Here is a 23,744-nt window from a genome sequence, read left to right as displayed (position 1 = left end):
GTCTTTCTAATGAGTTGTTTAAGCACTTTTCATTGTAGGTCATATGGAACTTTTTTTCTACACTCAAAAGGCTCTATAATCTCCATGGTGGATTTACCCACTACAGAAATTATAGAGCCGCTTTTGATGTATTGTAGAACCAAGTCATGGACGACAGACTTTGCTTTAGAACAGCAACAGTGAGGTGTGCCTCTCTAAAAAGTTAGACGTTTGGACTTTATTTTTCATTTAAGATTGAGGGACTATACTAGGTACGACTTAACGTTTCCCATCTGTTGGAATTTTTGATATAATCAAAATAGCGTTAAACTGTTAATGAGAGAAACGAGGATACCGCATGAAAAAAATACTGATTGTAGATGATGAACGCCCGATTTCAGATATTATCAAATTTAACTTGACCAAGGAAGGATATGAGACAGTCACTGCTTACGACGGACGGACAGCTGTGACCTTATTTGAAGAGGAGAAACCTGATTTAGTCATTTTAGACCTGATGTTGCCAGAACTTGATGGTCTCGAAGTGGCCAAGGCCATTCGGAAAACCAGCCATCTCCCGATTATCATGCTCTCAGCGAAAGATAGCGAGTTTGATAAGGTCATCGGTTTGGAAATCGGAGCAGATGATTATGTGACCAAGCCCTTTTCCAATCGAGAATTGTTAGCTAGGGTCAAGGCCCATTTACGCCGTTCTGAAACCATCGGAGCTGCGGTGACTGAAGAAACGGTTGTTGGTGGTCGTAAAACAATTGTTGTTGGTGACTTGGAAATCGTTCCAGATGCCTTTGTGGCGAAAAAACATGGTCAAGAGTTGGATTTAACCCACCGGGAATTTGAACTCCTGCACCACTTGGCTAACCATGCTGGTCAAGTCATGACTCGTGAGCATTTGCTTGAAACGGTCTGGGGCTATGATTATTTTGGTGATGTACGTACAGTTGATGTGACCATTCGTCGCTTGCGCGAAAAGATTGAAGATCAGCCAAGCCGACCAGAATATATTTTAACCAGACGTGGTGTTGGATACTACATGAAATCTTATGACTGATGTGATTGAAAACCTGAATCTATTTGAATTTACCCTACTTGCCTTGTTGGGGCTGGTCGCTCTTTATTTCTTTTATTTGGCCATGCGAGAGTACCATGAAGCGCAGCTCATCAAAAAAATAAACAAAAAAGTTGATTCCCTAATCAAGGGAAATTACGCAGATGTGCTTGATGTCAAGAGTAAGTCAGGTCTAGGGGAGTTGGCTACGCAGCTCAACGACCTGTCAGATGTTCTGCATGCCAACCATGAGAATTTGTCGCAGGAAAAAAACCGCCTATCCTCTATTTTGTCCTACATGACAGATGGGGTTTTGGCGACCAATCGTTCCGGACAAATCATCATGATTAACCAGATGGCTCAACGTCACCTCAATCTGAGTAAAGAAGCAGCGCTGAAGATGAATATTGTTGACCTGTTTGACCATGATCAGCGCTATACCTACCATGATTTGGTGTCAAAGACCCCAACAGTGACCATTCGCCGTCGTAACGAATTTGGCGAATTTATCGCTCTGTGGCTGCGTTTTGCCCTCAACCGTAGAGAGTCAGGCTTTATCTCAGGGCTTGTTGTGGTGATTCATGACACGACTGACCAAGACCGAGAGGAGCGTGAACGCCGTCTCTTTGTGTCTAATGTTAGCCATGAGTTGAGAACCCCTTTGACTTCGGTCAAGTCCTATCTGGAGGCCCTCGATGAAGGCGCTCTTCGTGAGGAGGTGGCACCAGACTTTATCAAGGTATCGTTAAATGAGACCAATCGCATGATGCGGATGATTTCTGATTTGCTCGCCTTGTCACGTATTGACAATCAGGCCACGGCGCTGGATGTCGAGATGATTAACTTTACAGCCTTTATGACCTCTATTTTGAACCGATTTGATTTGATAAAAAATCAGCAAACCAACAGCGGTAAATTTTATGAACTGGTGCGGGATTATCCCATCAATTCAATTTGGATAGAGATTGATACAGACAAGATGACACAGGTGATCGAAAACATCTTGAACAACGCCATCAAGTACTCGCCTGATGGTGGTAAAATCACGGTGTCTATGAAGACAACAGACAGTCAATTGATTGTCTCGATTTCTGATGAAGGGTTAGGGATTCCTAAGAAAGATTTGCCCTTAATTTTTGACCGGTTTTACCGTGTAGACCGCGCCAGAAGCCGTGAGCAAGGTGGCACAGGTTTGGGCTTGTCCATTGCCAAGGAAATCATCAAGCTCCATGATGGCTTTATCTGGGCGAAAAGTGATTATGGGAAAGGGTCGACATTTACCATTGTCTTGCCGTATGAAAAGGATCCGACTGTTTTGGATCTGGATGATTGGGAGGAGGATTGACCTTTTTGGAACAAGGATTTAAGTATAGTATTTTAGCATCTGGGTCAACAGGGAACTCCTTCTATTTGGAGACGCCAAAGAAACGTTTTTTGGTTGATGCAGGCCTGTCAGGGAAAAAAATTGTGAGCCTTTTGGCGGAAATTGACCGCAGACCAGAAGACTTAGATGCCATTTTTGTCACTCATGAGCACAAGGATCATATCTACGGGGTCGGTGTACTGGCTAGGAAATATGGGTTGGATGTCTATGCCAATGCGAAGACCTGGTCAGCGATGGAAGGAGCCCTTGGCAAAATTGATTTAGAGCACAAGCATATTTTTGCGGAAAATACGGTGATGACCTTTGGGGATTTGGACATCGAAAGTTTTGGTGTCAGTCATGATGCGATCTCACCACAGTTTTACCGCTTCATGAAAGACGACAAAAGCTTTGTCATGCTGACGGACACGGGCTATGTGTCTGACCGCATGGCAGGCATTATCGAAAACGCAGATGCCTACCTCATCGAGTCTAACCACGACATCAATATCCTGCGTGCGGGCTCTTATCCTTGGAGCACCAAGCAGCGCATCCTCTCGGATAAGGGACATCTCTCCAACGAAGATGGAGCTGCTGCTATGATTCGGACGTTGGGCAACCGCACCAAGCGTATCCACCTCGGGCACCTGAGCAAGGAAAATAACATCAAGGAACTGGCCAATTTGACCATGACGACCAGCCTCCAGCAGGCGGACATCGCCGCAGGCACAGGGGTCAAGATTTATGATACCTCGCCAGACAGCGCTAGCCCCCTGATGAAACTCTAATCAAAACAGCCTTCGGGCTGTTTTTTTGAGGGCAATCGCCGAGCAGGGAGAGGAATGTCACTTGAGCGCCTCACAACAATCAGATTAGTTGCCGCCTTCGGCGGCTATTTTTATCAAAAACAGTGCCTGATGACAAAGACCATACTGCTGAACAGCCTGACCAAGGCAGGTTTTTATGTTACAATTTCTTAACAAATGAGCAAAAACCTTGACAAAATGCCTATATACTACTATATAGGGCTTGACCTTTCAGGCCAAGCCCTTCTAAAAGTAATACTTTTTAAGGAAAAGGAGGGAGTTTATGAAAAAACTTCTCAAATATGGGGTTGCGAGCTTGTCGCTGGCCACCCTGGGTGTGGTCACCACAGCGACGGATGTGCCTTTTATTGGGGCAACTATTGTCAATGCCGACGAGGCGAACACAAGTATTATTTCCGTAAGCTATTTCGGTCGCGATCCGCAGGATGACAATTTTTTTGCAGAGTTGGGGGGTAAGAGTTATTTTGATGTTCCTAACGGTCAACCATACCGAGTGGAGTTTCCTGACTTTCCGGGTTACACTTTTGATCGTTGGATTCCAGCAAGTGAGCTAGATACAGCCCTTAATGGCGGAGGAAGTAACCAGTTTGCAGAGTTTACTCCTGAAGGTGGTATTCACGGTATTTTTGTTGTCTACAACAAGAAGCCTTTAGACCCAGCTCCAGCTGATCCAAAACCGACTACCCCAGCCACCCCACCGACCGATAATAGTGGTGGCACTGATGTTCAAGACCAGACCCCACCAGCCGAAAATAGCGACCAAGGTAGTGGGTCAGAATCCCAAACACCTCCATCTGACGATGAGGATAACACTTCCGTGACCTCACCAGCCACGCAAGCAGACAAAGAAGACCTGTCCGCCACCCGCAACCAACTCTTAGCTCAGGTGGACAAGTCTCGCCTGACCGATGAGCAAAAGGGTGAGTTGGCTGTCAACATCGCCTTTGCAGAGACAGCAGAGGAGCTGGACAAGCTCAAGGCAGATCTGACCAGCTTGACAGCTAATCAATCAGCCCCTGCGTCAGCAGATAAACCAGCGACAGCTGACAAACCTGCGCCATCAGCAGCCAAGACCCTGCCAACCACGGGTGAGCTGACTACAGAAGCCCTGACCGCTATGGGAGTGTCTCTAGTGCTCTTTGGCCTTGGCTTGGCTAAGGCTCGCAAAACCAAGTAAAACTATTCAAACCCGATGACCGACCGTTGTCGGGTTTGTTTCTCATCTGTCAGAAGCTCTGAAAGCGAGAAATCCGAACACTACTCTCTATCAGAAATTCTGATATTGCTAATAACGAATGATTGAAGCCGTCAGATGTTCTGACGAGGCAAATTCCTCTGGCGCCAGCTGCTCAGACCTTCTGACGGCTGGTCGCTCAAGAACCTGAGCCTGTCAGAACTTCTGACCGTACAGAAAGGACTGTTATGACGAAAAAACTCGTTTCCCTCAATCACGCCAACCTCCGCCACGCGGAAGCTAGTCAGTTTCAGACCCGATTTCTCGATGACTTGGACAAGTCAGGCATTGACCTGTCGACAGATGAGCTGGTCACTCGCTTGGTGGCTGACCTGCGCACCCAGCTCCGCCCCTTTACCCGCTCTCTGGAGCAGGTGCGAGCCAGTAGTAAGTCCGCCGACATCGCTAAGGTCGATGAACAGCGTGACCGTGATTTTCAAGCCCTCAAGGACAGCCTGCGCCCCTATCGCAGCAGTCGTGACGAGGCGGAGAAAGCTGCCTACACTAGCCTCAGACAACTGCTTGACCAGTACAAGCTGACCGCTAAGACCAACTACGAAGCCCAGACTGTCCTGTTGACCACCCTCTTGGTGAAATTGGCTGGCGCCCCCTACCAAGACCAGCTGACCATCCTTGGCATTGACCGCTTTGTCACCAAGCTGAGTGCTAGCCAGACGGCTTTTGAAGCTGCCTTTTCCGCCCGTTCTCAGGAGGGCTTGACCAAGACCGTCAGCGATGTTAAGCAGCTGCGGAAAAGGGCCTTTGCGCCTTACCAAGACTTGGCAGACTACACAGCTGTCCTAGTACGGGTCAAGGGAGACCAGTTCTATCTGGCTGTGCTAGCTGTCCTCAACAACAGCCGTGCTTACTACGCCGACCTCTTAGCTAGACGATAACCCGTCTTGGTCAGTCAGATAGCAGTTGAGATGCAAGGTTCTGTTCCAAGTTCCATGGCTTAGGGTGCAGGTCTTGACCTGCTCTTGTCCAACATGTTAATCAGATTAGCTTAACTCGCTCATTTGAGCGAGTTTTGTGCTATAATAAGAGAAACCGTTTGAAGAGAAAGGAATCTTATGACCATATTAGTTGATCACTTGCAAGCTGTTTTTGGTATTGCCTTTTCCGACCAGAGTTTGCTTGACACGGCCTTTACCCATACGAGTTATGCGAACGAACACCGCCTCCTAAAAGTTCCACACAATGAGCGCTTGGAATTTTTAGGAGACGCGGTTCTGCAACTCATCATCTCTCAGTACCTTTATCAGAAATACCCTAAAAAGCCAGAAGGGGATTTGTCTAAGTTGCGTTCAGCCATTGTCCGTGAAGAAAGCCTGGCTGATTTTTCCAGACGTTGCGGGTTTGACCGCTTTATCAAGCTCGGTAAGGGTGAGGAAAAAACTGGAGGTCGCCAGAGGGCTGCCATTTTAGCTGACCTCTTTGAGGCTTTCTTAGGCGCTCTGCTATTGGACAAAGGCATCAGCTGTGTTGAAGACTTTTTGCAAGAAGTGGTCATCACGCAGGTGGAGCAGGGGAATTACGCCCAAGTGTCAGACTATAAGACCGCCCTTCAGGAGTTTCTCCAGAGCGATGGCGATGTGACCATCAGTTATCAGGTGGTCAATGAGACAGGACCTGCTCACGCTAAGGTCTTTGGGGTCGCCGTTTTTGTGGACGGCACCTGTATCGGCATGGGTGAAGGCAAGTCTAAAAAAATAGCAGAGCAGGCAGCTGCCAAGATTGCCCTCGACCAGTTACAGCGAGGTTAAGATGTTTTTAAAAGAGATAGAAATGCAGGGCTTCAAGTCCTTCGCAGATAAGACCAAGGTAACCTTTGACCAAGGGGTTACAGCGGTCGTGGGACCAAATGGCTCTGGAAAATCAAATATCACAGAGAGCCTGCGCTGGGCACTGGGGGAATCCTCTGCCAAGAGCTTGCGGGGGGGCAAGATGCCTGATGTCATCTTTGCAGGGACGCAGGATCGTAAGGCGCAAAATTATGCGGCTGTCAAGGTTACTCTGGATAATAGTGACGGCTTTATCGCCTCAGCTGGTAAAAGTATTCAGGTGGAGCGCCATATCTACCGCAACGGCGATAGTGATTACCTGATTGATGGGAAAAAGGTTCGGCTCAAGGATATTCATGACCTCTTTATGGATACAGGTCTGGGGCGGGATTCCTTTTCCATCATCTCGCAAGGGCGTGTTGAGGCCATTTTCAACAGCAAACCAGAGGAGCGCCGCGCCATCTTTGAAGAAGCGGCAGGTATCCTCAAGTACAAGACCAGAAAAAAAGAAACCCAGACCAAGCTCAATCAAACTCAGGACAATTTGGACCGTCTGGAAGACATCATCTACGAGCTGAACAGTCAGATAAAGCCCTTGGAAAAGCAAGCCAAGACAGCTAAGCTCTTCCAAGGCTTGGAACAAGAGCGTTCTGGCTTGCAACTGGATATTTTGGTGGCGGATATCGGGCTAGAAAAAGATAGGGAAGCCCGTCTTAGCCAGAAAATCGAAGAAGCCCAGTCAGCCTTGGCAGACTACCATGAGCAACGCCGACAATTTGAAGTCGATAACCAAGCTCTAAAAACCAAACGGCAAGCTCTGGCTCAGGAAGTGTCCGAGACCCAGGCGACGATTTTGGGCTTGACACGATTAGCTGCCGATCTCAAGGGGCAGCTTGAACGCTACCAACTGGAGCGTGACCAGTCCAATCGGACAAAAGAAGAAACCAGTCAACAACTGGTTCAGCTCAAGTTGAAAATCCAAGAGACAGACCATGAGCTGCTGACCAGTAAGGAACACTTTGGGCAACTGACCCACCAATTAACACAAATCAATCAGGAACTTGTGGATTTGGACAAGGGGCTGGCACGACTTACCCAGACACCTGATCAGGTCTTAGAGGAGTTGCGTGAAGACTATGTTCAGTTGATGCAAACAGAAGCTGACCTGTCCAATAAACTGACGCTGCTGGAGGCGGAGTTGGAGCAGGAGAGCCAGATGTTGGAGAGCCAGCGTGCTGAAAACGAGCAGGTGACCAAAGATTTGGCAGAGGTCAAAGCGAGTGCCCAAGCTGCCTTAGCTGGCTATCAAGCCAGTCAACAAAAAGTAGCAGAACTCCTGACGGCCTACCAAGAGCTGACCGAGCAACTCACCAGCCAACAAGACCGCTACAGCAGGGAGCAGACTAAATTGTTTGATCTGCTAGATGCCATAAAAACCAGAGAAGCTAAAAAGTCTAGTCTAGAAGCTATTCAGAAAAATCACAGCAATTTCTACGCTGGGGTACGGGCAGTCTTGCAAGCAGGGGAACGCCTTGATGGTATTATCGGTGCGGTCAGTCAGTCCTTGACCTTTGATAGCCATTACCAGTTAGCCATGGAGATTGCTTTGGGAGGTGCCAGCCAGCACATCATCGTTCGCGATGAAGCGGCAGCCAAGCAAGGCATTGCCTACCTCAAACAACACCGCCAAGGTCGGGCAACCTTTCTGCCCTTAACCACCATCAAACCTCGCCAGCTTGCTCAACACCAACTGGATAAGCTCAAGGCTAGCTCAGGTTATCTAGGTCTTGCTAGCGATTTGGTGCGTTTTGATGCGACCCACAGCCATATCTTTCATAACCTGCTGGGGGTGACTGCTATCTTTGAGACTACTGAGCAGGCTACATTGGCAGCTCGTCATCTACATTATCAGGTGCGCTTGGTTACTTTGGACGGGACAGAGTTGCGACCAGGTGGCTCCTTTTCGGGAGGTGCCAATCGCCAGCAGTCCACGACCTTTATTCAGCCAGAACTTGATATGCTTTTGGGCGAAATAGCAGAGCTGAAAACAGCCATGTTGGAGCAGGAACAATTGGTCGGTGGCATTCGACAAACCATCGACCAACTAGAGGAGGAGCAGAGCCTGCTAAAAGAAGAAGGCGAGTTCGCTCGCTTGACAGAGCAAAGGGACAGATTGGCCTATGACCAATTATCTGAGCGCCTAGCTGACCTCAATAGAATCCAGGATACCTTGCTCGCTCGATCAAGCGGGGAACTAAATCCTGACCTCTTAACCAACCGTCAGCACTTGCAAGACCAGTTGGCTAATCTTCAGACGAAGAAAGCCAATTTGACGGCTGATATTGAGCAATTGCGGCAAGATAAGGACAGCCTCAATCAACAACTGGACAAGCAACGTCACCAATTAGCTCAGAGCCAGATTCGTCAGCGCGAACTCCAGTCGGAATGCCGATTTGAAGAGAGTACGATAGAGCGTCTGACCAAGGAATTAGCTGAATTAACAGCAGAGCAAGAGCGTCTGGAAACGTTCCTCAACAGCGAGCAACTACAGTTGACTCCTGAGACGATTGAGCACTTAACCCAGCAAAGCCAAGCGGTACAAGACCGCCAAAAAGAAGAGGAAAGCAAGTTGATTCGCCTGAATTTTGAGTTGGAGGATTGCGAAGCGAGTTTGGAGGATTTGGCGGAGCACCTAGGCAAGGTCAGTCAGAGAAACGATGGCTTGATTCGTCAACAAGCGACCTTGGAGATTCAGTTCGAACAGGTTCAAGAGCGATTGCAGTCTTTTGCGAGACGCTTATCAGAAGACTACCGTCTGTCCTTTACGGAGGCGCTTGAAAAAGCTAGACCGTTAGAGCAGCTTGAACAGTCTAAGAAGCAGTTGAAAGACTTGAACAAGCAGATTAAAGATCTAGGTCCCATTAACCTTGAGGCCATTACCCAATTTGACGAGGTCAATGAGCGCTTGACCTTCTTATCAGGTCAACGTGACGATCTCTTAGGTGCGAAAAACATGCTTCAAGCGACCATTGATGATATGGACGGTGAGGTCAAGGCGCGCTTTAAGACCACTTTTGAAGCCATCAGAGAGAGTTTCAAGACCACCTTTACCCAGATGTTTGGCGGCGGTTCAGCAGATTTGCTCTTGACCGAGCCTGATATTTTGACGGCAGGTGTGGAGATTTCCGTCCAACCTCCTGGTAAGAAAATCCAATCACTCAACCTCATGTCAGGTGGGGAGAAAGCCCTCTCGGCGCTCGCTCTGCTATTTGCCATCATCCGCGTCAAAACCATCCCCTTTGTCATCTTGGACGAGGTGGAGGCGGCGCTCGATGAGGCTAATGTCAAGCGCTTTGGTGACTACCTCAACCGCTTTGACAAGTCCAGCCAGTTTATCGTCGTCACCCACCGCAAGGGGACCATGGCAGCGGCGGACAGCATCTACGGTGTGACCATGCAGGAGTCAGGCGTGTCCAAAATCGTGTCTGTCAAGCTCAAGGAAGCTCAGGAAATGGTAAAATAGGAGAACGATATGGAAGAAGACATCAAACCATCAACAGTTATCAGCGTTAATGGCCCAGCCTTTAAGGCTATTCATGACCGCGTTGCAGCCAACCAGCCTTACTTTGCTGTCTTGCAAGATGCGAGCAGTAGTAGACAAGAGGTGGAAGAGGCTTTTGCCGCCATGACAGGACAAGCACTAGACGAGAGTGTGAGCATCAATTTTCCCCTTTACACAGATTACGGTGCCAATATTCGCCTTGGTAAGTCTGTTTTTATCAATACTGGCGTGATGTTGACCGATTTAGGGGGGATTCAGATTGATGACCATGTTCTGATTGCACCTTTTGCCAAATTGCTATCTGTCAACCACCCGACTAACCCTAAGGAAAGACGGGGACTGATCTTGCAACCTGTTCATCTCAAGGAAAATGCTTGGATTGGAGCAGGGGCAACCATTTTACCAGGAGTGACAGTTGGTAAAAATGCGATTGTCAGTGCTGGGGCTGTGGTGACCAAAGACGTTCCAGACAATGTCATCGTTGCAGGTGTTCCGGCTTGCGTGATAAAAGAGATTGAAGAGATAGACTAACACATGACCAAAGCAGACCACATTTTCAAAGACAATATCAATAAAATCATGAACGAAGGGGTCTTTAGCCAGCAGGCTAGACCCAAGTACAAGGACGGCACAACAGCGAACTCCAAGTACATCACAGGTTCCTTTGCCGAGTACGATTTGAGTAAGGGTGAGTTTCCCATCACGACCCTGCGCCCTATTGCTATTAAGTCGGCGATCAAGGAGATTTTCTGGATTTACCAAGACCAGACCAGCGACCTCGATGTTCTGAGAAACAAGTACGGAGTGACCTACTGGAACGACTGGGAGATTGGGGAAACAGGCACTATCGGCGAGCGCTATGGGGCTATCGTGAAAAAACATGACATCATCAGAAAATTGCTCAAGCAGTTAGCTGACAACCCTTGGAATCGTCGTAATGTTATTTCTCTCTGGGATTATGAGGCCTTCGAGCGCAGCGAGGGGCTCTTGCCCTGTGCTTTTCAGACCATGTTTGATGTGCGGCAGGTGGGTGATGACATTTACCTCGATGCGACCCTGACCCAGCGCTCTAACGACATGCTGGTGGCTCACCACATCAATGCTATGCAGTATGTGGCTCTTCAGATGATGATTGCCAAGCGTTTTGGCTGGAAAGTCGGTAAATTTTTCTATTTTATCAACAATCTCCACATTTACGACAACCAGTTTGAACAGGCTGAGGAACTGCTCCGCCGTGAGCCGACAGCTTGTCAGCCACAGCTGGTGCTCAATGTCCCTGACGGCACAGACTTCTTTGCCATCAAGCCAGAGGACTTTGAATTGGTAGACTACGACCCTGTCCTGCCTCAGTTAAAATTTGATTTAGCGATTTAAGCCAGATAAAAACAAGTTATAATCTCTAGAACTATCTAGACGGTTTCCATGAAAATGGCACAGCTATTGTCATTTAGGACTTGTGACGGTTTCATTGCTCAAGCAAAGATGGCTGTTTTGCCTTGGCTTTGGCGACAGCTAGATATGCAGTTGTCAGATCTTACAGCAAAACAGCAACGCTGACCATGATAACTAGCTGATTAAGCCGGTCGGTCAGTGTCTCATCTGGGATGAGGCCGACTGAACATCAGTCTTTGTGATAGAGGCGAGGGTGCTCGAAAAGTTTTTTTCGAGCATTTTTTTGCTAAATTTGATAAAATAGTAGAACTGAGACTGTGGAAAGGAGAGGTATGACTAAGAAAATCATCGCCATTTGGGCACAGGATGAAGCAGGTCTTATCGGACGTGACAACCGTTTGCCATGGCATTTGCCTAGAGAGTTGCAGCATTTTAAGGAAACGACCATGCACCAAGCGCTGGTGATGGGGCGTGTGACCTTTGACGGCATGAACCGGCGTCTTCTACCTGGTCGTGAGACCCTGATTCTCAGCCGTCAACCTGATCAGATCGACACTACTGGCATGACCGTCTTATCAAGCCCTGAGGCCGTTCTTGACTGGTTCAACCAACAGGACAAGAACCTCTATATCGTCGGTGGCGCTAGCATCTATCAGGCTTTTGCGCCTTATTACGACCAACTGGTGGTGACGCGGGTTGCTGGAGAGTTTGCGGGCGATACTCATTTTCCACCGTTTGATTGGTCGGCCTATCGGCCAATAGCAGAGCAGACTTTTGTAGCTGATGAACAGAACAGTCATGCCTTTACCGTCACCACTTATGAACGGATTAAGGAGGATTAGCGCATGCAACGTAGCATTTTTGGCGTCTTTACTGCCTTTCTCTGTGGGATTTGCATTTTAGCAGCCATTCCAGCCCTACAGAAAAAACGCTATGGCTTGGGTATTTTTTTCCTACTTAACGCCTTCACTAATATTGTGGTGACTATTCATGCCTTTTACGGCACCTTATTCAAATAAAAACTCGAGGATATTATGGCAAATCGTAAAAGTGATATTTTAGTCCACTGTTCTTTCTGTGGTAAAAATCAGGAAGAAGTCCGAAAAATCATCGCCGGAAAAGGCGTCTTTATCTGTAACGAATGTGTGGCGCTCTCGCAAGAAATTATTCGAGAGGAATTGTCCGAGGAGATTTTAGCAGAGTTGACCGATGTCCCTAAGCCAAAGGAATTGCTTGACATTCTCAATACTTATGTTATCGGACAGGATCGCGCCAAGCGGGCACTGGCTGTGGCGGTTTATAACCACTATAAGCGCATTAGCTTTACGGAAAGTCGTGACGATGACGATGTGGACTTGCAAAAATCAAACATTCTCATGATTGGCCCAACAGGGTCAGGCAAGACCTTCTTGGCGCAGACCTTAGCCAAGAGCCTCAACGTGCCATTTGCCATTGCAGATGCGACGGCATTGACTGAGGCAGGCTATGTGGGTGAGGATGTGGAGAATATCCTGCTCAAGCTCATCCAAGCTGCTGACTACAACGTCGAGCGTGCCGAGCGTGGGATCATCTACGTCGATGAGATTGATAAAATCGCTAAAAAATCAGAGAACGTCTCCATCACTCGTGATGTCTCTGGCGAGGGTGTCCAGCAAGCGCTTTTGAAAATCATTGAGGGGACGGTTGCCAGCGTGCCACCGCAGGGCGGTCGTAAACACCCTAACCAAGAGATGATTCAGATTAACACCAAGAACATTCTCTTCATCGTTGGCGGTGCTTTTGATGGCATCGAAGACATCGTCAAGCAACGTTTAGGTGAGAAAGTCATTGGTTTTGGTCAGAACAGCCGCAAGATTGATGAAGATGCTTCCTACATGCAGGAAATCATCGCAGATGACATTCAGAAATTTGGACTGATTCCAGAGTTTATCGGTCGTTTGCCTGTGACTGCAGCCCTTGAACAGCTGACGGTGGATGACTTGGTACGGATTCTGACAGAACCGAGAAATGCTCTGGTTAAACAATATCAGGCTCTCTTGTCCTACGATGGAGTGGATTTGGAGTTTGACGAGGATGCCTTGCAAGCCATTGCCAACAAGGCCATCGAGCGGAAAACAGGGGCTCGTGGCTTACGCTCGATCATCGAAGAGACCATGCTGGACGTTATGTTTGAAGTCCCAAGTCAGGAAGAGGTCAGTCTGGTTCGCATCACCAAAGACGCGGTGGAAGGAACAGACAGACCCATCCTAGAAACCGCTTAGGAGCTCTGCCATGTCACAAGAAACCTTAAACACGCACAAGGCCAGCCTGCTTCTGTCAGCGGCCAATAAGAGCCACTACCCACCTGACGACCTGCCAGAGATTGCCCTGGCTGGGCGGTCAAATGTGGGCAAGTCCAGTTTTATCAACACCCTGCTGGGGCGTAAAAATCTGGCTCGTACTTCCAGTAAACCCGGTAAGACCCAACTGCTTAACTTTTATAACATTGATGATAAAATCCGCTTTGTTGATGTGCCAGGCTATGGCTACGCCAAGGTCTCAAAGACTGAGCGAGCCAGATGGGGAAGGATGATTGAGGAGTACCTGACCAGTCGGGAAAACCTCTATGCAGTGGTCAGTCTGGTTGACCTGCGGCATGACCCGTCGGCGGATGATGTCCAGATGTACCAGTTTCTCAAGTACTATGAAATTCCTGTTATTGTCGTGGCGACCAAGGCAGACAAAATTCCGCGCGGCAAGTGGAACAAGCACGAAGCAGCCATCAAGAAAAAATTAGCATTTGAGCCGACAGATACCTTTATCATCTTCTCATCCGAGACCAGACAGGGCTACGATGAGGCTTGGGAGGCCATTCTAGGGCGTTTATAGTTGGTAACAATTTTTCTTTGCTAAACGTCATTTTTGGTAAAATAAGGTTAAGGAGGGTTGTCCAATGAAAAAAGTTCTTTGCTCTCTGATAATCGGTTTCGTTAGCTTGCTCTTAGCTATACTGGTTTTTCCCCAGTCAGTTATCGCTGGACCGATGCTGATTACTGCGTCTTTGTTCTCGGTAGTCTATGCCTTGTTTAGCCTTTATCAGGTCAAACCTAAGCTAGCTGAATATGTTTTTGAAGTTATTGTTAATGCCTTGATGTGGCCATAAAGAAAAAATCGCTGATGTTAGCGATTTTTCTTTTATTTCTAAAGTTCATCAACTACTGATGGGATATCGGTATCATCATTTCAAATCTTTTGCGAGAAAGTTTAGCTTTAAATGTGTTATAATGAGCTCTAAACGATTTAAGGAGAACATTACTTTTGATTAAATCTATTGAACTTTACCTGGTGACTGACGGAAATGGCTTGGAAGCTGTTGACTTTTACAAAGATGTTTTTGATGCTGAGGTGGTAGCAGTGACGACCTTTGGTCAAGCCATTCCCGATACACCAGAAGAAAAAAGTCATTTAGTCCTCAATGCCAACCTTAATATCAATGGCATCCGTTTGCAGATTTCAGATAACAATCTCGACCACCCTTATATCCAAGGGACTAATATGACCGCCTGCATTCAGCTAGATCGTGCCGAAACAGCGACTGCGCTTTACAAAAAACTTAGCCAAGACGCCAAGGAAATTCAGCTGGAACTTCAAGAGACGCCTTGGAGCCCGGCCTATGGCATTGTGATTGATCAGTTTGGGATGACCTGGCAGATCAACACTGATATTGCAGGCTTTGAGTCACAAACTGTCCAATTTTAAGGAGGGGGCATGTTTACAGAACAGTTCTCGCTGATGCTCTATGTTGCTGATGTGACTGCCGAACAAGCTTTTTGGGAGGCGGTTGGTTTTGAGATTTTAGCGACAAGTGAGCAGATGGGCTACCAGAGCTTTGAGATGCGCTCACATGCCAAAAGTAGCACAACCATTAAGGTATACGACAAGGCCTTTATCCAACAGGTCTCGCCTGAGGTAGCGGACCATGTGCTTAGCATTCTTTTTGAGAGCGACGACATTTATGCCTTACAGGCAAAAATAGCAGAGCAGACCGACACAGCAAGCCCTGTCCAAACGGAACCCTTTCTGACCTTTAATTTTGCCAGCCCAAGTGGGCATTATTTTGCGGTTAAAGGGCGCTCATCAGATGGGTCAACTACCAACTAGGGAAAATTTAAAGAGCGTTTCGATAACGACAGCTTGTTATCCTAGTCGCTGGTTTTTCCACGATAGTCTGTTCGGAAGTTGTAAGGTCAAACCATGTATTAGTCCTTTTGGAGCTCCTTATTGTGCCCAAAAGGCTCGTCCATGAGTAAAAATGGTTCATTTTAGCGATTTTACTTTTTATTCTAGGCATTCTATGGTAAAATAGGAAAGTAACTATAAGAATGAGGAGAATACTCTGATGGAATCACATTTGGTAAGAATCATTAATCGCTTGGAGCTGATGGCGACTGATGGTGGTAACTTAAAACGTAATTTTGAACGCGACGGTGTTGTGGTGGCAGAAGTGGCTTTCAGCAACGACCCTGAAAATGGACCAACCTTCACCTTGCGTGATGTGGCGGCTCGCGAAACCTATACCTTCGACAGCATCGACCTCATTGCGATGGAAATCTACGACTTGCTGTATTAAGCAAAAATGCGACGACTGGGCAACTGGTCGTTTTTTGCTGGTTTGCCTTTAGTTGGGAGCATTGGTTTTTTGAGAATTTTTCTAGGAACATGGCAGAGCGGACAGCTTGCTCGGCTATTTTCCAAAAAAATGCAAATTTTAGTAGCATTTTTCACAAAAATCCTGTAAAATAATAAGAGTAATTGGGCTTAGACCCATTAGAAAAAAGGAGAAACACAATGGTAAAATTGGTTTTTGCTCGCCACGGTGAGTCTGAATGGAACAAGGCTAACCTTTTCACAGGCTGGGCTGATGTAGATTTGTCTGAAAAAGGAACACAACAAGCGATTGATGCTGGTAAACTGATTAAAGCAGCTGGTATCGAGTTTGACTTAGCTTTTACGTCAGTTTTGAAACGTGCGATTAAGACCACAAACTTGGCGCTTGAAGCTGCTGACCAGCTCTGGGTGCCAGTTGAAAAATCTTGGCGTCTCAACGAGCGTCACTACGGTGGCCTCACTGGTAAAAACAAGGCAGAAGCGGCTGAGCAATTTGGTGATGAGCAAGTCCACATCTGGCGCCGTTCATACGATGTTTTGCCACCAGATATGGCAAAAGACGATGAGCACTCAGCACACACAGACCGTCGTTACGCTCACCTTGATGGTTCTGTTATTCCAGATGCTGAAAACTTGAAAGTCACTCTTGAGCGTGCTCTTCCTTTCTGGGAAGACAAGATTGCGCCAGCTCTTAAAGATGGCAAGAACGTCTTCGTGGGTGCTCATGGTAACTCTATCCGTGCCCTCGTAAAACACATCAAGCAACTGTCCGATGACGAGATTATGGATGTGGAAATTCCAAACTTCCCACCACTGGTCTTTGAATTGGACGACAAGTTGAACCTTGTTAAAGAGTACTACCTTGGTGGTGAATAAGGCTTAAGGTGACTCTTATTGAGAGCAGAGGATTGCATCCTTATCCTGTCAGCCTATCAATCCTGTTGACCGTTTGGTTCATCAGGATTTTTTGATGGTTTGTTAGGAGATAATCACGGTGCAGCCGACCGATTTTAATGTTTTTTCTTCCGTGATGCGTTAGAAAATATGCTATAATATCTAAGGAGGCAAGATAAGAATGACAAATCAACTCAGCCGCTTGGGCCTTTATCCGATAGAAGTGTTTGATGAGCAGGCTAGCCCGTTTGTCTGGACGGAGGTCCTGTTAAGGGAAATCAATCGCCATCCTGACCAAGTGATTGTCCATCTCTGGCCCTTGGAGAAAACAGTTATTCTGGGGATGCTGGATCGGCAAGTACCGTACTTAACTGCTGGTCTTGAAAACATCCGCTTGGCGGGTTATCAGCCTGTGATTCGGAATTTGGGAGGACTGGCTGTTGTCGCGGATGAGGGGGTGTTGAATTTTTCCCTCTTTCTTCCCCAGTCGGCTGATGAGAAGTTGGAAATCACGTCTGCTTATCAGCTGATGAAGGAGCTGATAGAGGCCATGCTGGCTGACCAGCAGGTAACGATTGAGGCTTATGAGGTGACTGATTCTTACTGTCCTGGGAATTTTGACCTCAGTATCAACGGCAAGAAATTTGCAGGGCTAGCCCAGCGACGGATTAAAGATGGGATTGTGGTGTCCATTTACCTGAGCGTCTGTGGTGACCAAGCCAAGCGGGGGCAGTTGGTGGCAGATTTTTACCAAGCTGGTCTTGCTGGGGAGGAGACTGTTATCAGCTACCCTGAGGTTAATCCTGCTGCCATGGCTAACCTGTCTGACCTCTGTGGAGTAGCCTTTACCGTGGCAGATATGACAGATCGTCTGATGAGGGTTTTGCGACAGCTAGGGCAGTCGGTGTCTCTTTACCAACCGACACCGGCTAATTACAGCGATTTTGATTATTTTGAGACCTTAGACAGGGAAAAACAGGCTGTCACAGGAGGTCAGTCATGAGCACAGACCGCACGCTTTTTACCCCTCTGGTATTGCCCAATGGGGTTCAGTTAGCCAACCGCTTCGTTCTGTCGCCTATGGTGACCAACTCTTCATTGAAGAGCGGGGCAGTGAGTCCAGAAGACTTGGCCTATGCCAGCAGGAGAGCCCATTCGGCGCCCTTGCAAATCACGGGAGCGGCCTATGTCGATCCTTACGGACAGTTGTTTGAGTACGGTTTTAATGCAGCTGAGGACGAGATGGTCGAGGGGCTGTCCCAGCTGGCGCAAGCTATGCAGGCGGACGGGAGCAAGGCCGTTTTACAGCTGACCTATGCCGGTCGCTTTGCCAGCCATGCCTTGACTCGCTTTGGCTTTGTTTATGGTCCAAGCCCTATGAAGCTTAAAACGCCCTTTCCTCATGAGGTGCGTGAGTTAACCGAAGATCAAATTGAGGCAATTATTGAGAGCTATGTGGCAGCGACCCGTCGTACGATTCGTGCAGGGTTTGCTGGGGTGGAGATTTCTTCTGCCCAGCGCTTGCTGATTCAGACCTTCTTCTCGACTTTTAGCAACCAACGTAGGGACGCTTACGGTTGCCAGACCTTGGAGACGAGAGCCCGCTTGACTTTGGAGATTTTCAGACGGGTGCAGGCAGTGGTTGACGCAGAAGCTCCTGATGGTTTTATTCTGGGATTTCGAGCAACACCTGAGGAGACCCGTGGTGCTAGTATTGGCTACAGCATTGAGGAATTTTGCCAGTTGTTGGACTGGCTTTTGGACATAGCAGAGCTGGACTATTTGGCTATCGCGTCGTGGGGGCGTGAGGTTTATAAAAATCGAGTCCGCAGTCCTGGTCAAAATCAAGGGCGCTTGGTCACAGAGGTGATTCATGAGCGATTTGGCAATCGCTTGCCAATCATGGCGACTGGCGGAATCAATACGGCTGAAAAGGCCGAGGAAGCCTTAGCTCATGCAGATTTGGTTGGCTTATCAACACCTTTCTTGGTTGACCCAGAGTTCGCTCTAAAGATAGAAACAGGGCAAAAAGATGCGATTCAGATGTTGATTAAACCAGAGGATTTAGCGGAACTTGCCATTCCACCAGCAGCTTTCAAGGACATTGTGCCCTTGATGGACTATGGTGCAGCCATTCCTGCAGCCTCACGAGATTTGTTTAGGACGCTTGAAAGCAACTACAAGGAGAAATGACCATGAAGATTAGTGTGATTGATTATGGCATTATTGATGAGGGAAGAACACCAGAACAAGCCCTGCAAGAGACCGTTTTGCTAGCCCAACAAGCGGAGAAGTTGGGGTATCATCGGTTTTGGGTAGCCGAGCACCACAATGTGCCAGGCTTTGCCATCTCAAGTCCAGAGTTACTTTTGGCTCATTTGGCAGCCAAGACTCAGACTATAAGGCTTTCGACCGGTGGCATTATGGCCTTGCATTATAATGCTTTTAAGCTGGCGGAGACGGTGGCGACATTGACCACCTTGGCACCTCATCGTCTAGCTATCGGTTGGGGGAACTCACTTAGCACTAGTCTAGTGTCTGAGGCGCTTCAGAGCCGTTATCGCTCTGAGGAGTTTGAGCAGGTGCTGGCTGATGTGGCAGGATATCTGACCACTGCACAAGCTCCCTTTGCTAATCCTCGCTTGAGTCGTTTGCCCCAAGCTTTTACCTTAGGGATGGGCGGGGGATCAGCAGAGGTGGCGGGTCGTCAAGGGCTGGGCTATGTGCTGGGGCTCTTTCCCTACCTCTTTCAGGAGCCTTATGGACTGATTAAAGAGGCTTTTGCCCGATACCGAGAAAGCTTTAGCCCGTCAGTTTTTATGACTCAGCCTTATACCGCTTTGGCCCTCTTTGTGGTGGTGGCTGATACGGAAGCAATGGCAGAGCGACTAGCTCATGCCACTAGTGTCTGGTTGTTAGGGAAGGAAAATTTTAGTGAGTTTCGCTTCTTTCCTAGCCCAGAAACAGCTGACCGCTATGCTATTGCCCCAGAAGACAAGGAAAAAATAGCCAAGCAGCGAGAGCGACTCATTGTTGGAACGCCTGATATGGTGGTGGCACGAGTGCAGAACCTTGCTCAAGCAGGGCAGGTGGATGAGGTCGTTTTAGTACCTGTGGTATCAGGCTTTGCTAATCGAAGCCGAACCCTAGAATTATTAAAAGAATTGATTTAAAAAGGAGACAAACCAATGAGAAAATTTGCCAACTACCTCTGGGTAGACAAGACTGATGACATTTACACCATCAGCATGACGCCTGAATTGCAGGACGATTTAGGAACAGTAGGTTATGTGGAGTTTACAGAAGGGGAAACTGTTGCTAAAGACGAGGTTATCCTTAACCTAGAGGCTTCGAAGACAGTTATGGGTGTTCTATCGCCCTTGGCTGGTCGTGTAGTTGCCCGCAATCTGGCAGCGGTTGACCAACCAACCTTGCTTAATTCAGCCAAGCCCGAGGACTATTGGTTGATTAAACTAACAGATGTTGACCCAGCGGCCTTTGATGGCTTGGAAGATGCTTAATCTGACGGACCAATTAGCGCTCTTGCAGGAGATGATTGAGCTCTTGGTGACAGAAAGATCCTCAGCTCCTTCGTCCAGTCCAGCTGATGCTGGTCTCCTATCCGTCTGGCGGGGCTTGGTCAACACCCGTCCTGCCCAGCCTGTGTCAGCGACTTATCTGGCTTTGGAAGACCGTTTTTTGAGCTGGTGGAACAGCCGTTCGGTTAAGACTTTGGCAGACTGCCAGCAAGTGGCTGACCAGATTTACCTCTATGAGGGTGATGTGACGCAATTGGCGGTATCAGCTATTGTTAATCCTGCGAATAGCGAGCTTCTGGGGTGTTTTCATGCCAATCACCTCTGTCTGGACAACGCCATTCATACCTTTGCAGGGGTGCGATTGCGCCTGACCTGTGCGCGGTTAATGGCAGAGCAGGGCAGAAAGGAAGCCGTGGGGCAGGCTAAACTGACTCTAGCCTTTCATCTGCCAGCAGACCGTGTGATTCATACAGTAGGGCCATTTATTCCAGCTGGACAGGCAGTATCACCCATCAGGGCTAGTCTGCTCAGGCAGTCCTATCTGGCTTGCTTAGCTCTAGCCAAGCAGGAAGGACTGGAAACTATTGCCTTTCCCTGTATCTCGACAGGTCAATTTGGCTTTCCGAGACGAGAGGCGGCGCAGATTGCTCTTGAGACAGTGCAGATCTGGCTGGCAGAGACAGGTAGTCAGCTGACCATCGTTTTTGCCCTCTATACAGAGGAGGATAAGCAGATTTACCAAGAGTTGCTAACAGGCGAGTAGAGATGCCAGTAGCTGCGAGGATAACCTGATGTCCTATCGTGAGATGTGCTTGCCCATGATACTTTTAGTATGCCTTAAAAAATTATAAAGGAGACCCTATGACCTGGACGACCTTGTCCCAAACCAATCTCACTCAGGCTCAGCAACTTGCTGGCTTAATTGCAGAAGCTGATGCCGTTGTCGTTGGTATCGGTGCGGGCATGTCAGCAGCTGATGGCTTTACCTATATTGGCAAGCGTTTTGAGGACGCCTTTCCTGATTTCATCACTAAGTATGGTCTCTTGGACATGCTCCAAGCCAGCCTCTTTCACTTTGAGAGCTTGGAGGAGTACTGGGCCTTTCAGAGCCGTTTTGTGGTGTTGAACTATTTGGAGCAGCCAGTCGGGCAATCCTACCTTAACCTCAAAGATATCCTAGCTCTCAAACCCCACCACATTATCACAACCAATGCCGACAATGCCTTTGCAGCAGCTGACTATGACCCTGATACCGTTTTTCATATCCAAGGCGAGTATGCCCTTTGGCAGTGTAGTCGCCATTGCCATGCCCAAACCTATCGTGATGACGAAAGGATTCGGCAAATGGCAGAGCAGCAGAGCCAGATGAAGATTCCACGTGAGCTGATTCCCTACTGCCCTGTCTGCGATGCACCGATGGAAATCAACAAGCGCAATGCTGACAAGGGAATGGTGGAGGATGCTGACTTTGATGCCCAAGAAGAACGCTACAAGAACTTCTTGAAAGAGCATGAGACAGGCAAGGTAATTTATCTGGAAATTGGAGTTGGCTATACAACTCCACAATTTATCAAACAGCCCTTTCAAGAGCGGACAATGGCTAATCCAGATGCCCTCTTTGTCTCACTAAATCAGAAAAGTTACCGTATTCCGGTAGATCTTAGACCTCAAACTCTGACTCTGACGGAGGACATTGCAGAGCTCTTGGCAGCGACGGCTCAGGAGTTAGGGGTATGAGAAGAAGCTAAACAAATTAAAAAACACCGATAACAGGAGGTTTGCATGTACCTTATTGAAATGATTCGTGACGGCCAGTACGTGACCCATGGCGCCTATGCCATGGCCATGCAGGTCTATGTCCAGCAGCATATCTTCCTAGATGAAGATATTCTTTTTCCTTATTTCTGTGACCCTCACGTTCAGATTGGCAAGTACCAGAATGCTGCGGCAGAGGTCAATCAGGACTATATTGACAAACATCAGTTGCCTATCGTGCGGCGAGATACGGGGGGTGGTGCCATCTATATTGACCGTGGTGCAGTGAATTTTTGCTACCTGACCAGTGATATGAGTTTATTTGGTGACTTTAAGCGAGCTTATGAGCCTGCCATCACAGCACTTAAGAGCCTGGGTGTGTTCTTAGTGGAGCAGCGCGGTAGAAATGATCTGGTCATCGAGGGGAAAAAGGTGTCGGGCTCTGCCATGACCATCACCAATAACCGCATCTATGGCGGCTACTCTCTCCTTTTAGACGCAGACCATGAGGCTATGGCGCAGGTGCTAAACCCCAACCGCAAGAAGATGGCGTCGAAAGGCATTGCTTCTGTACGCAGTCGTGTAGGGACGATTCGGGAGTATTTGGCGGAGGAATACCAGAGGGTCACTGCTGATGAGTTTAAGGACTTGATGATTTGTCGCCTGATGGGGATTGACGAGGTCAGCCAAGCCAAACGCTATGTGTTGACGGACGAGGACTGGGCAGCCATTGACCGCTTGGTCGCTGAAAAATACCAGAACTGGGAGTGGACCTTTGGCAATTCCCCTCAATACAGCTACCAACGTGACGGTCGCTTTGCCTGTGGAACCATTGAAATTCATTTGGAAATAGAGAAAAGTCGGATTGCCAGCTGCAAGATTTACGGTGATTTTTTTGGCAAGGGAGATATTGCTGAAGTGGAAGCAGCTCTTCTGGGAACTCGGATGATTGCAGAAGAAGTTGAGGCAGTCTTGGACAAGCTGGACTTGCCAACCTATTTTGGTCAGGTCACCGCGACTGAGCTGACAGGGCTAATCTTTAGTTGAGGACTGATGATGGACTATAAAGAGCTTGACCAATTGACCGTAGAGGAAGTTCTCCCTCTCTATACTGCTGTTGGCTGGATCAACTATCAAAAATCCTGACACCTTAGCAAAAGGGTTACAACAAAGTCTCTATCTCCTTGCTGCCTATGATGGCAAACAGCTAGTTGGGCTATTGCGGGCGGTTGGTGACGGGGCAACGATTGTCTTTATTCAGGATATTTTGGTTCTGCCAGATTACCAAGGACAGGGCATTGGGCGAACCTTGATGACCAGAACCCTGGAACGGTTTTCGGGTGTTTATCAGTGCCATCTTTTGACTGACCAAACGGAGAAAACGCGTGCTTTCTACACTAGTCTTGGCTTCAAAGAAGTGAGTGAGCAGGCTTGTGCGGCCTATACTTTTGTCAATTAAAAAACCCCACCAATTGGTGGGGTTTATTGGCTCTATAATTTCTGTAGTGGGTAAATCCACCATGGAGATTATAGAGCCTTTTGAGTGTAGAAAAAAAGTTCCATATGACCTACAATGAAAAGTGCTTAAACAACTCATTAGAAAGACACATATGGAACAGTTCAATTCTATCACAAACCTACTCGGAATTAAAGACCCTAATATCACTATTTTGGAGATTGTGGAGGCTGGGAGTCACAAAGA

At 47.9% G+C, this 23,744-nt stretch carries 26 protein-coding genes and 1 pseudogene; all 27 read left to right on the top strand.

From position 1 onward, the window contains the following. Positions 1-337 precede the first annotated feature (337 nt). The 27 genes and pseudogenes from yycF to ACERC5_RS07690 all read left to right on the top strand — a co-directional run bounded on the left by yycF (position 338) and on the right by ACERC5_RS07690 (position 23,501). Positions 338-1,048: a response regulator YycF gene (gene yycF, locus ACERC5_RS07820; protein WP_373659301.1), complete on the top strand. Its 711-nt coding sequence runs from the start codon at positions 338-340 to the stop codon at positions 1,046-1,048. Next, the gene (gene vicK / locus ACERC5_RS07815) at positions 1,041-2,390 is read left to right on the top strand and encodes a cell wall metabolism sensor histidine kinase VicK (protein ID WP_373659302.1); all 1,350 of its coding nucleotides are present in this window, start codon (positions 1,041-1,043) and stop codon (positions 2,388-2,390) included. The genes yycF and vicK overlap by 8 nt, the downstream gene beginning before the upstream one ends. A gap of 5 nt (positions 2,391-2,395) precedes the next feature. Then, positions 2,396-3,196 carry an MBL fold metallo-hydrolase gene (locus ACERC5_RS07810; RefSeq protein ID WP_373659303.1) on the top strand — a complete coding sequence of 267 codons (801 nt, stop codon included), beginning with the start codon at positions 2,396-2,398 and terminating at the stop codon, positions 3,194-3,196. A 54-nt stretch (positions 3,197-3,250) separates the two neighbouring features. Beyond that, a complete protein-coding gene (locus tag ACERC5_RS07805; RefSeq protein ID WP_373659304.1) occupies positions 3,251-3,388 on the top strand; it encodes a hypothetical protein in 138 nt (45 codons plus the stop codon). A 109-nt stretch (positions 3,389-3,497) separates the two neighbouring features. Beyond that, the gene (locus ACERC5_RS07800; RefSeq protein WP_373659305.1) at positions 3,498-4,412 is read left to right on the top strand and encodes an LPXTG cell wall anchor domain-containing protein; all 915 of its coding nucleotides are present in this window, start codon (positions 3,498-3,500) and stop codon (positions 4,410-4,412) included. A 245-nt stretch (positions 4,413-4,657) separates the two neighbouring features. Next, positions 4,658-5,365: a DUF6261 family protein gene (locus ACERC5_RS07795; protein WP_373659306.1), complete on the top strand. Its 708-nt coding sequence runs from the start codon at positions 4,658-4,660 to the stop codon at positions 5,363-5,365. A gap of 177 nt (positions 5,366-5,542) precedes the next feature. After that, entirely contained in the window at positions 5,543-6,235 is a 693-nt protein-coding gene (gene rnc / locus ACERC5_RS07790; protein ID WP_373659308.1) for a ribonuclease III, read from the top strand. A gap of 1 nt (position 6,236) precedes the next feature. Continuing rightward, complete coding sequence (gene smc, locus ACERC5_RS07785) at positions 6,237-9,776, top strand: chromosome segregation protein SMC (protein ID WP_373659309.1); 3,540 nt, start codon at positions 6,237-6,239, stop codon at positions 9,774-9,776. Between the two features lie 9 nt (positions 9,777-9,785). Beyond that, on the top strand, positions 9,786-10,346 hold the full coding sequence (locus ACERC5_RS07780) for a DapH/DapD/GlmU-related protein (protein WP_373659310.1): 561 nt from the start codon (positions 9,786-9,788) through the stop codon (positions 10,344-10,346). Positions 10,347-10,349: 3 nt separating this feature from the next. Then, the gene (locus tag ACERC5_RS07775) at positions 10,350-11,189 is read left to right on the top strand and encodes a thymidylate synthase (protein ID WP_373659311.1); all 840 of its coding nucleotides are present in this window, start codon (positions 10,350-10,352) and stop codon (positions 11,187-11,189) included. A gap of 350 nt (positions 11,190-11,539) precedes the next feature. Next, positions 11,540-12,049, top strand: coding sequence for a dihydrofolate reductase (locus tag ACERC5_RS07770; protein WP_373660523.1), 510 nt, complete (start codon positions 11,540-11,542; stop codon positions 12,047-12,049). Positions 12,050-12,052: 3 nt separating this feature from the next. Next, positions 12,053-12,226 (top strand): hypothetical protein, encoded by a 174-nt coding sequence (locus ACERC5_RS07765; RefSeq protein ID WP_018367348.1) that lies wholly within the window; start codon positions 12,053-12,055, stop codon positions 12,224-12,226. A gap of 15 nt (positions 12,227-12,241) precedes the next feature. Continuing rightward, positions 12,242-13,468, top strand: coding sequence for an ATP-dependent Clp protease ATP-binding subunit ClpX (gene clpX, locus ACERC5_RS07760; RefSeq protein WP_373659313.1), 1,227 nt, complete (start codon positions 12,242-12,244; stop codon positions 13,466-13,468). A gap of 10 nt (positions 13,469-13,478) precedes the next feature. Further along, positions 13,479-14,075: a ribosome biogenesis GTP-binding protein YihA/YsxC gene (gene yihA / locus ACERC5_RS07755; RefSeq protein WP_373659314.1), complete on the top strand. Its 597-nt coding sequence runs from the start codon at positions 13,479-13,481 to the stop codon at positions 14,073-14,075. 64 nt (positions 14,076-14,139) lie between these two features. Then, a complete protein-coding gene (locus ACERC5_RS07750; RefSeq protein ID WP_373659315.1) occupies positions 14,140-14,349 on the top strand; it encodes a hypothetical protein in 210 nt (69 codons plus the stop codon). A gap of 155 nt (positions 14,350-14,504) precedes the next feature. Then, on the top strand, positions 14,505-14,945 hold the full coding sequence (locus ACERC5_RS07745) for a VOC family protein (RefSeq protein WP_373659316.1): 441 nt from the start codon (positions 14,505-14,507) through the stop codon (positions 14,943-14,945). Between the two features lie 9 nt (positions 14,946-14,954). Beyond that, positions 14,955-15,347, top strand: coding sequence for a VOC family protein (locus ACERC5_RS07740; RefSeq protein ID WP_373659317.1), 393 nt, complete (start codon positions 14,955-14,957; stop codon positions 15,345-15,347). 238 nt (positions 15,348-15,585) lie between these two features. Beyond that, positions 15,586-15,816: a YkuJ family protein gene (locus ACERC5_RS07735; RefSeq protein WP_018367342.1), complete on the top strand. Its 231-nt coding sequence runs from the start codon at positions 15,586-15,588 to the stop codon at positions 15,814-15,816. 218 nt (positions 15,817-16,034) lie between these two features. After that, positions 16,035-16,730, top strand: a complete 696-nt coding sequence (locus tag ACERC5_RS07730; protein WP_018367341.1) for a phosphoglycerate mutase — start codon at positions 16,035-16,037, stop codon at positions 16,728-16,730. 199 nt (positions 16,731-16,929) lie between these two features. Beyond that, entirely contained in the window at positions 16,930-17,751 is an 822-nt protein-coding gene (locus ACERC5_RS07725; protein WP_373659318.1) for a lipoate--protein ligase family protein, read from the top strand. Next, a complete protein-coding gene (locus ACERC5_RS07720) occupies positions 17,748-18,941 on the top strand; it encodes an NADH-dependent flavin oxidoreductase (protein WP_373659319.1) in 1,194 nt (397 codons plus the stop codon). The genes ACERC5_RS07725 and ACERC5_RS07720 overlap by 4 nt, the downstream gene beginning before the upstream one ends. A 2-nt stretch (positions 18,942-18,943) precedes the next feature. After that, positions 18,944-19,921: an MsnO8 family LLM class oxidoreductase gene (locus ACERC5_RS07715; protein WP_373659320.1), complete on the top strand. Its 978-nt coding sequence runs from the start codon at positions 18,944-18,946 to the stop codon at positions 19,919-19,921. Between the two features lie 15 nt (positions 19,922-19,936). Continuing rightward, positions 19,937-20,269, top strand: coding sequence for a glycine cleavage system protein H (locus ACERC5_RS07710; RefSeq protein ID WP_373659321.1), 333 nt, complete (start codon positions 19,937-19,939; stop codon positions 20,267-20,269). A gap of 1 nt (position 20,270) precedes the next feature. Then, positions 20,271-21,050: a protein-ADP-ribose hydrolase gene (locus ACERC5_RS07705; protein WP_373660524.1), complete on the top strand. Its 780-nt coding sequence runs from the start codon at positions 20,271-20,273 to the stop codon at positions 21,048-21,050. Between the two features lie 98 nt (positions 21,051-21,148). Then, on the top strand, positions 21,149-22,024 hold the full coding sequence (locus ACERC5_RS07700) for a deacetylase SIR2 (RefSeq protein WP_373659322.1): 876 nt from the start codon (positions 21,149-21,151) through the stop codon (positions 22,022-22,024). Positions 22,025-22,069: 45 nt separating this feature from the next. Beyond that, entirely contained in the window at positions 22,070-23,089 is a 1,020-nt protein-coding gene (locus ACERC5_RS07695) for a lipoate--protein ligase (protein WP_373659324.1), read from the top strand. A 6-nt stretch (positions 23,090-23,095) separates the two neighbouring features. Next, positions 23,096-23,501, top strand: a pseudogene (locus tag ACERC5_RS07690) (GNAT family N-acetyltransferase). The last annotated feature ends 243 nt before the right edge of the window (positions 23,502-23,744 follow it).

Origin of the sequence: Streptococcus sp. E24BD (assembly GCF_041807825.1) — a bacterium.
In the GTDB taxonomy this organism is placed as follows: Bacteria; Bacillota; Bacilli; order Lactobacillales; family Streptococcaceae; genus Streptococcus; species Streptococcus entericus.
Note: the sequence above shows the minus strand (reverse complement) of the source record. Positions and strands in the feature narration are given on the sequence as shown.

Coding starts and splice junctions, on each gene's coding strand:
- ACERC5_RS07725 (WP_373659318.1), top strand. CDS start 16,930: ATGACAAATCAACTCAGCCGCTTGGGCCTTTATCCGATAGAAGTGTTT.
- ACERC5_RS07775 (WP_373659311.1), top strand. CDS start 10,350: ATGACCAAAGCAGACCACATTTTCAAAGACAATATCAATAAAATCATG.
- ACERC5_RS07795 (WP_373659306.1), top strand. CDS start 4,658: ATGACGAAAAAACTCGTTTCCCTCAATCACGCCAACCTCCGCCACGCG.
- ACERC5_RS07730 (WP_018367341.1), top strand. CDS start 16,035: ATGGTAAAATTGGTTTTTGCTCGCCACGGTGAGTCTGAATGGAACAAG.
- vicK (WP_373659302.1), top strand. CDS start 1,041: ATGACTGATGTGATTGAAAACCTGAATCTATTTGAATTTACCCTACTT.
- ACERC5_RS07750 (WP_373659315.1), top strand. CDS start 14,140: ATGAAAAAAGTTCTTTGCTCTCTGATAATCGGTTTCGTTAGCTTGCTC.
- ACERC5_RS07765 (WP_018367348.1), top strand. CDS start 12,053: ATGCAACGTAGCATTTTTGGCGTCTTTACTGCCTTTCTCTGTGGGATT.
- smc (WP_373659309.1), top strand. CDS start 6,237: ATGTTTTTAAAAGAGATAGAAATGCAGGGCTTCAAGTCCTTCGCAGAT.
- clpX (WP_373659313.1), top strand. CDS start 12,242: ATGGCAAATCGTAAAAGTGATATTTTAGTCCACTGTTCTTTCTGTGGT.
- rnc (WP_373659308.1), top strand. CDS start 5,543: ATGACCATATTAGTTGATCACTTGCAAGCTGTTTTTGGTATTGCCTTT.
- ACERC5_RS07695 (WP_373659324.1), top strand. CDS start 22,070: ATGTACCTTATTGAAATGATTCGTGACGGCCAGTACGTGACCCATGGC.
- ACERC5_RS07715 (WP_373659320.1), top strand. CDS start 18,944: ATGAAGATTAGTGTGATTGATTATGGCATTATTGATGAGGGAAGAACA.
- ACERC5_RS07740 (WP_373659317.1), top strand. CDS start 14,955: ATGTTTACAGAACAGTTCTCGCTGATGCTCTATGTTGCTGATGTGACT.
- ACERC5_RS07800 (WP_373659305.1), top strand. CDS start 3,498: ATGAAAAAACTTCTCAAATATGGGGTTGCGAGCTTGTCGCTGGCCACC.
- yycF (WP_373659301.1), top strand. CDS start 338: ATGAAAAAAATACTGATTGTAGATGATGAACGCCCGATTTCAGATATT.
- ACERC5_RS07780 (WP_373659310.1), top strand. CDS start 9,786: ATGGAAGAAGACATCAAACCATCAACAGTTATCAGCGTTAATGGCCCA.
- ACERC5_RS07735 (WP_018367342.1), top strand. CDS start 15,586: ATGGAATCACATTTGGTAAGAATCATTAATCGCTTGGAGCTGATGGCG.
- ACERC5_RS07720 (WP_373659319.1), top strand. CDS start 17,748: ATGAGCACAGACCGCACGCTTTTTACCCCTCTGGTATTGCCCAATGGG.
- ACERC5_RS07710 (WP_373659321.1), top strand. CDS start 19,937: ATGAGAAAATTTGCCAACTACCTCTGGGTAGACAAGACTGATGACATT.
- ACERC5_RS07770 (WP_373660523.1), top strand. CDS start 11,540: ATGACTAAGAAAATCATCGCCATTTGGGCACAGGATGAAGCAGGTCTT.
- ACERC5_RS07805 (WP_373659304.1), top strand. CDS start 3,251: ATGTCACTTGAGCGCCTCACAACAATCAGATTAGTTGCCGCCTTCGGC.
- ACERC5_RS07700 (WP_373659322.1), top strand. CDS start 21,149: ATGACCTGGACGACCTTGTCCCAAACCAATCTCACTCAGGCTCAGCAA.
- yihA (WP_373659314.1), top strand. CDS start 13,479: ATGTCACAAGAAACCTTAAACACGCACAAGGCCAGCCTGCTTCTGTCA.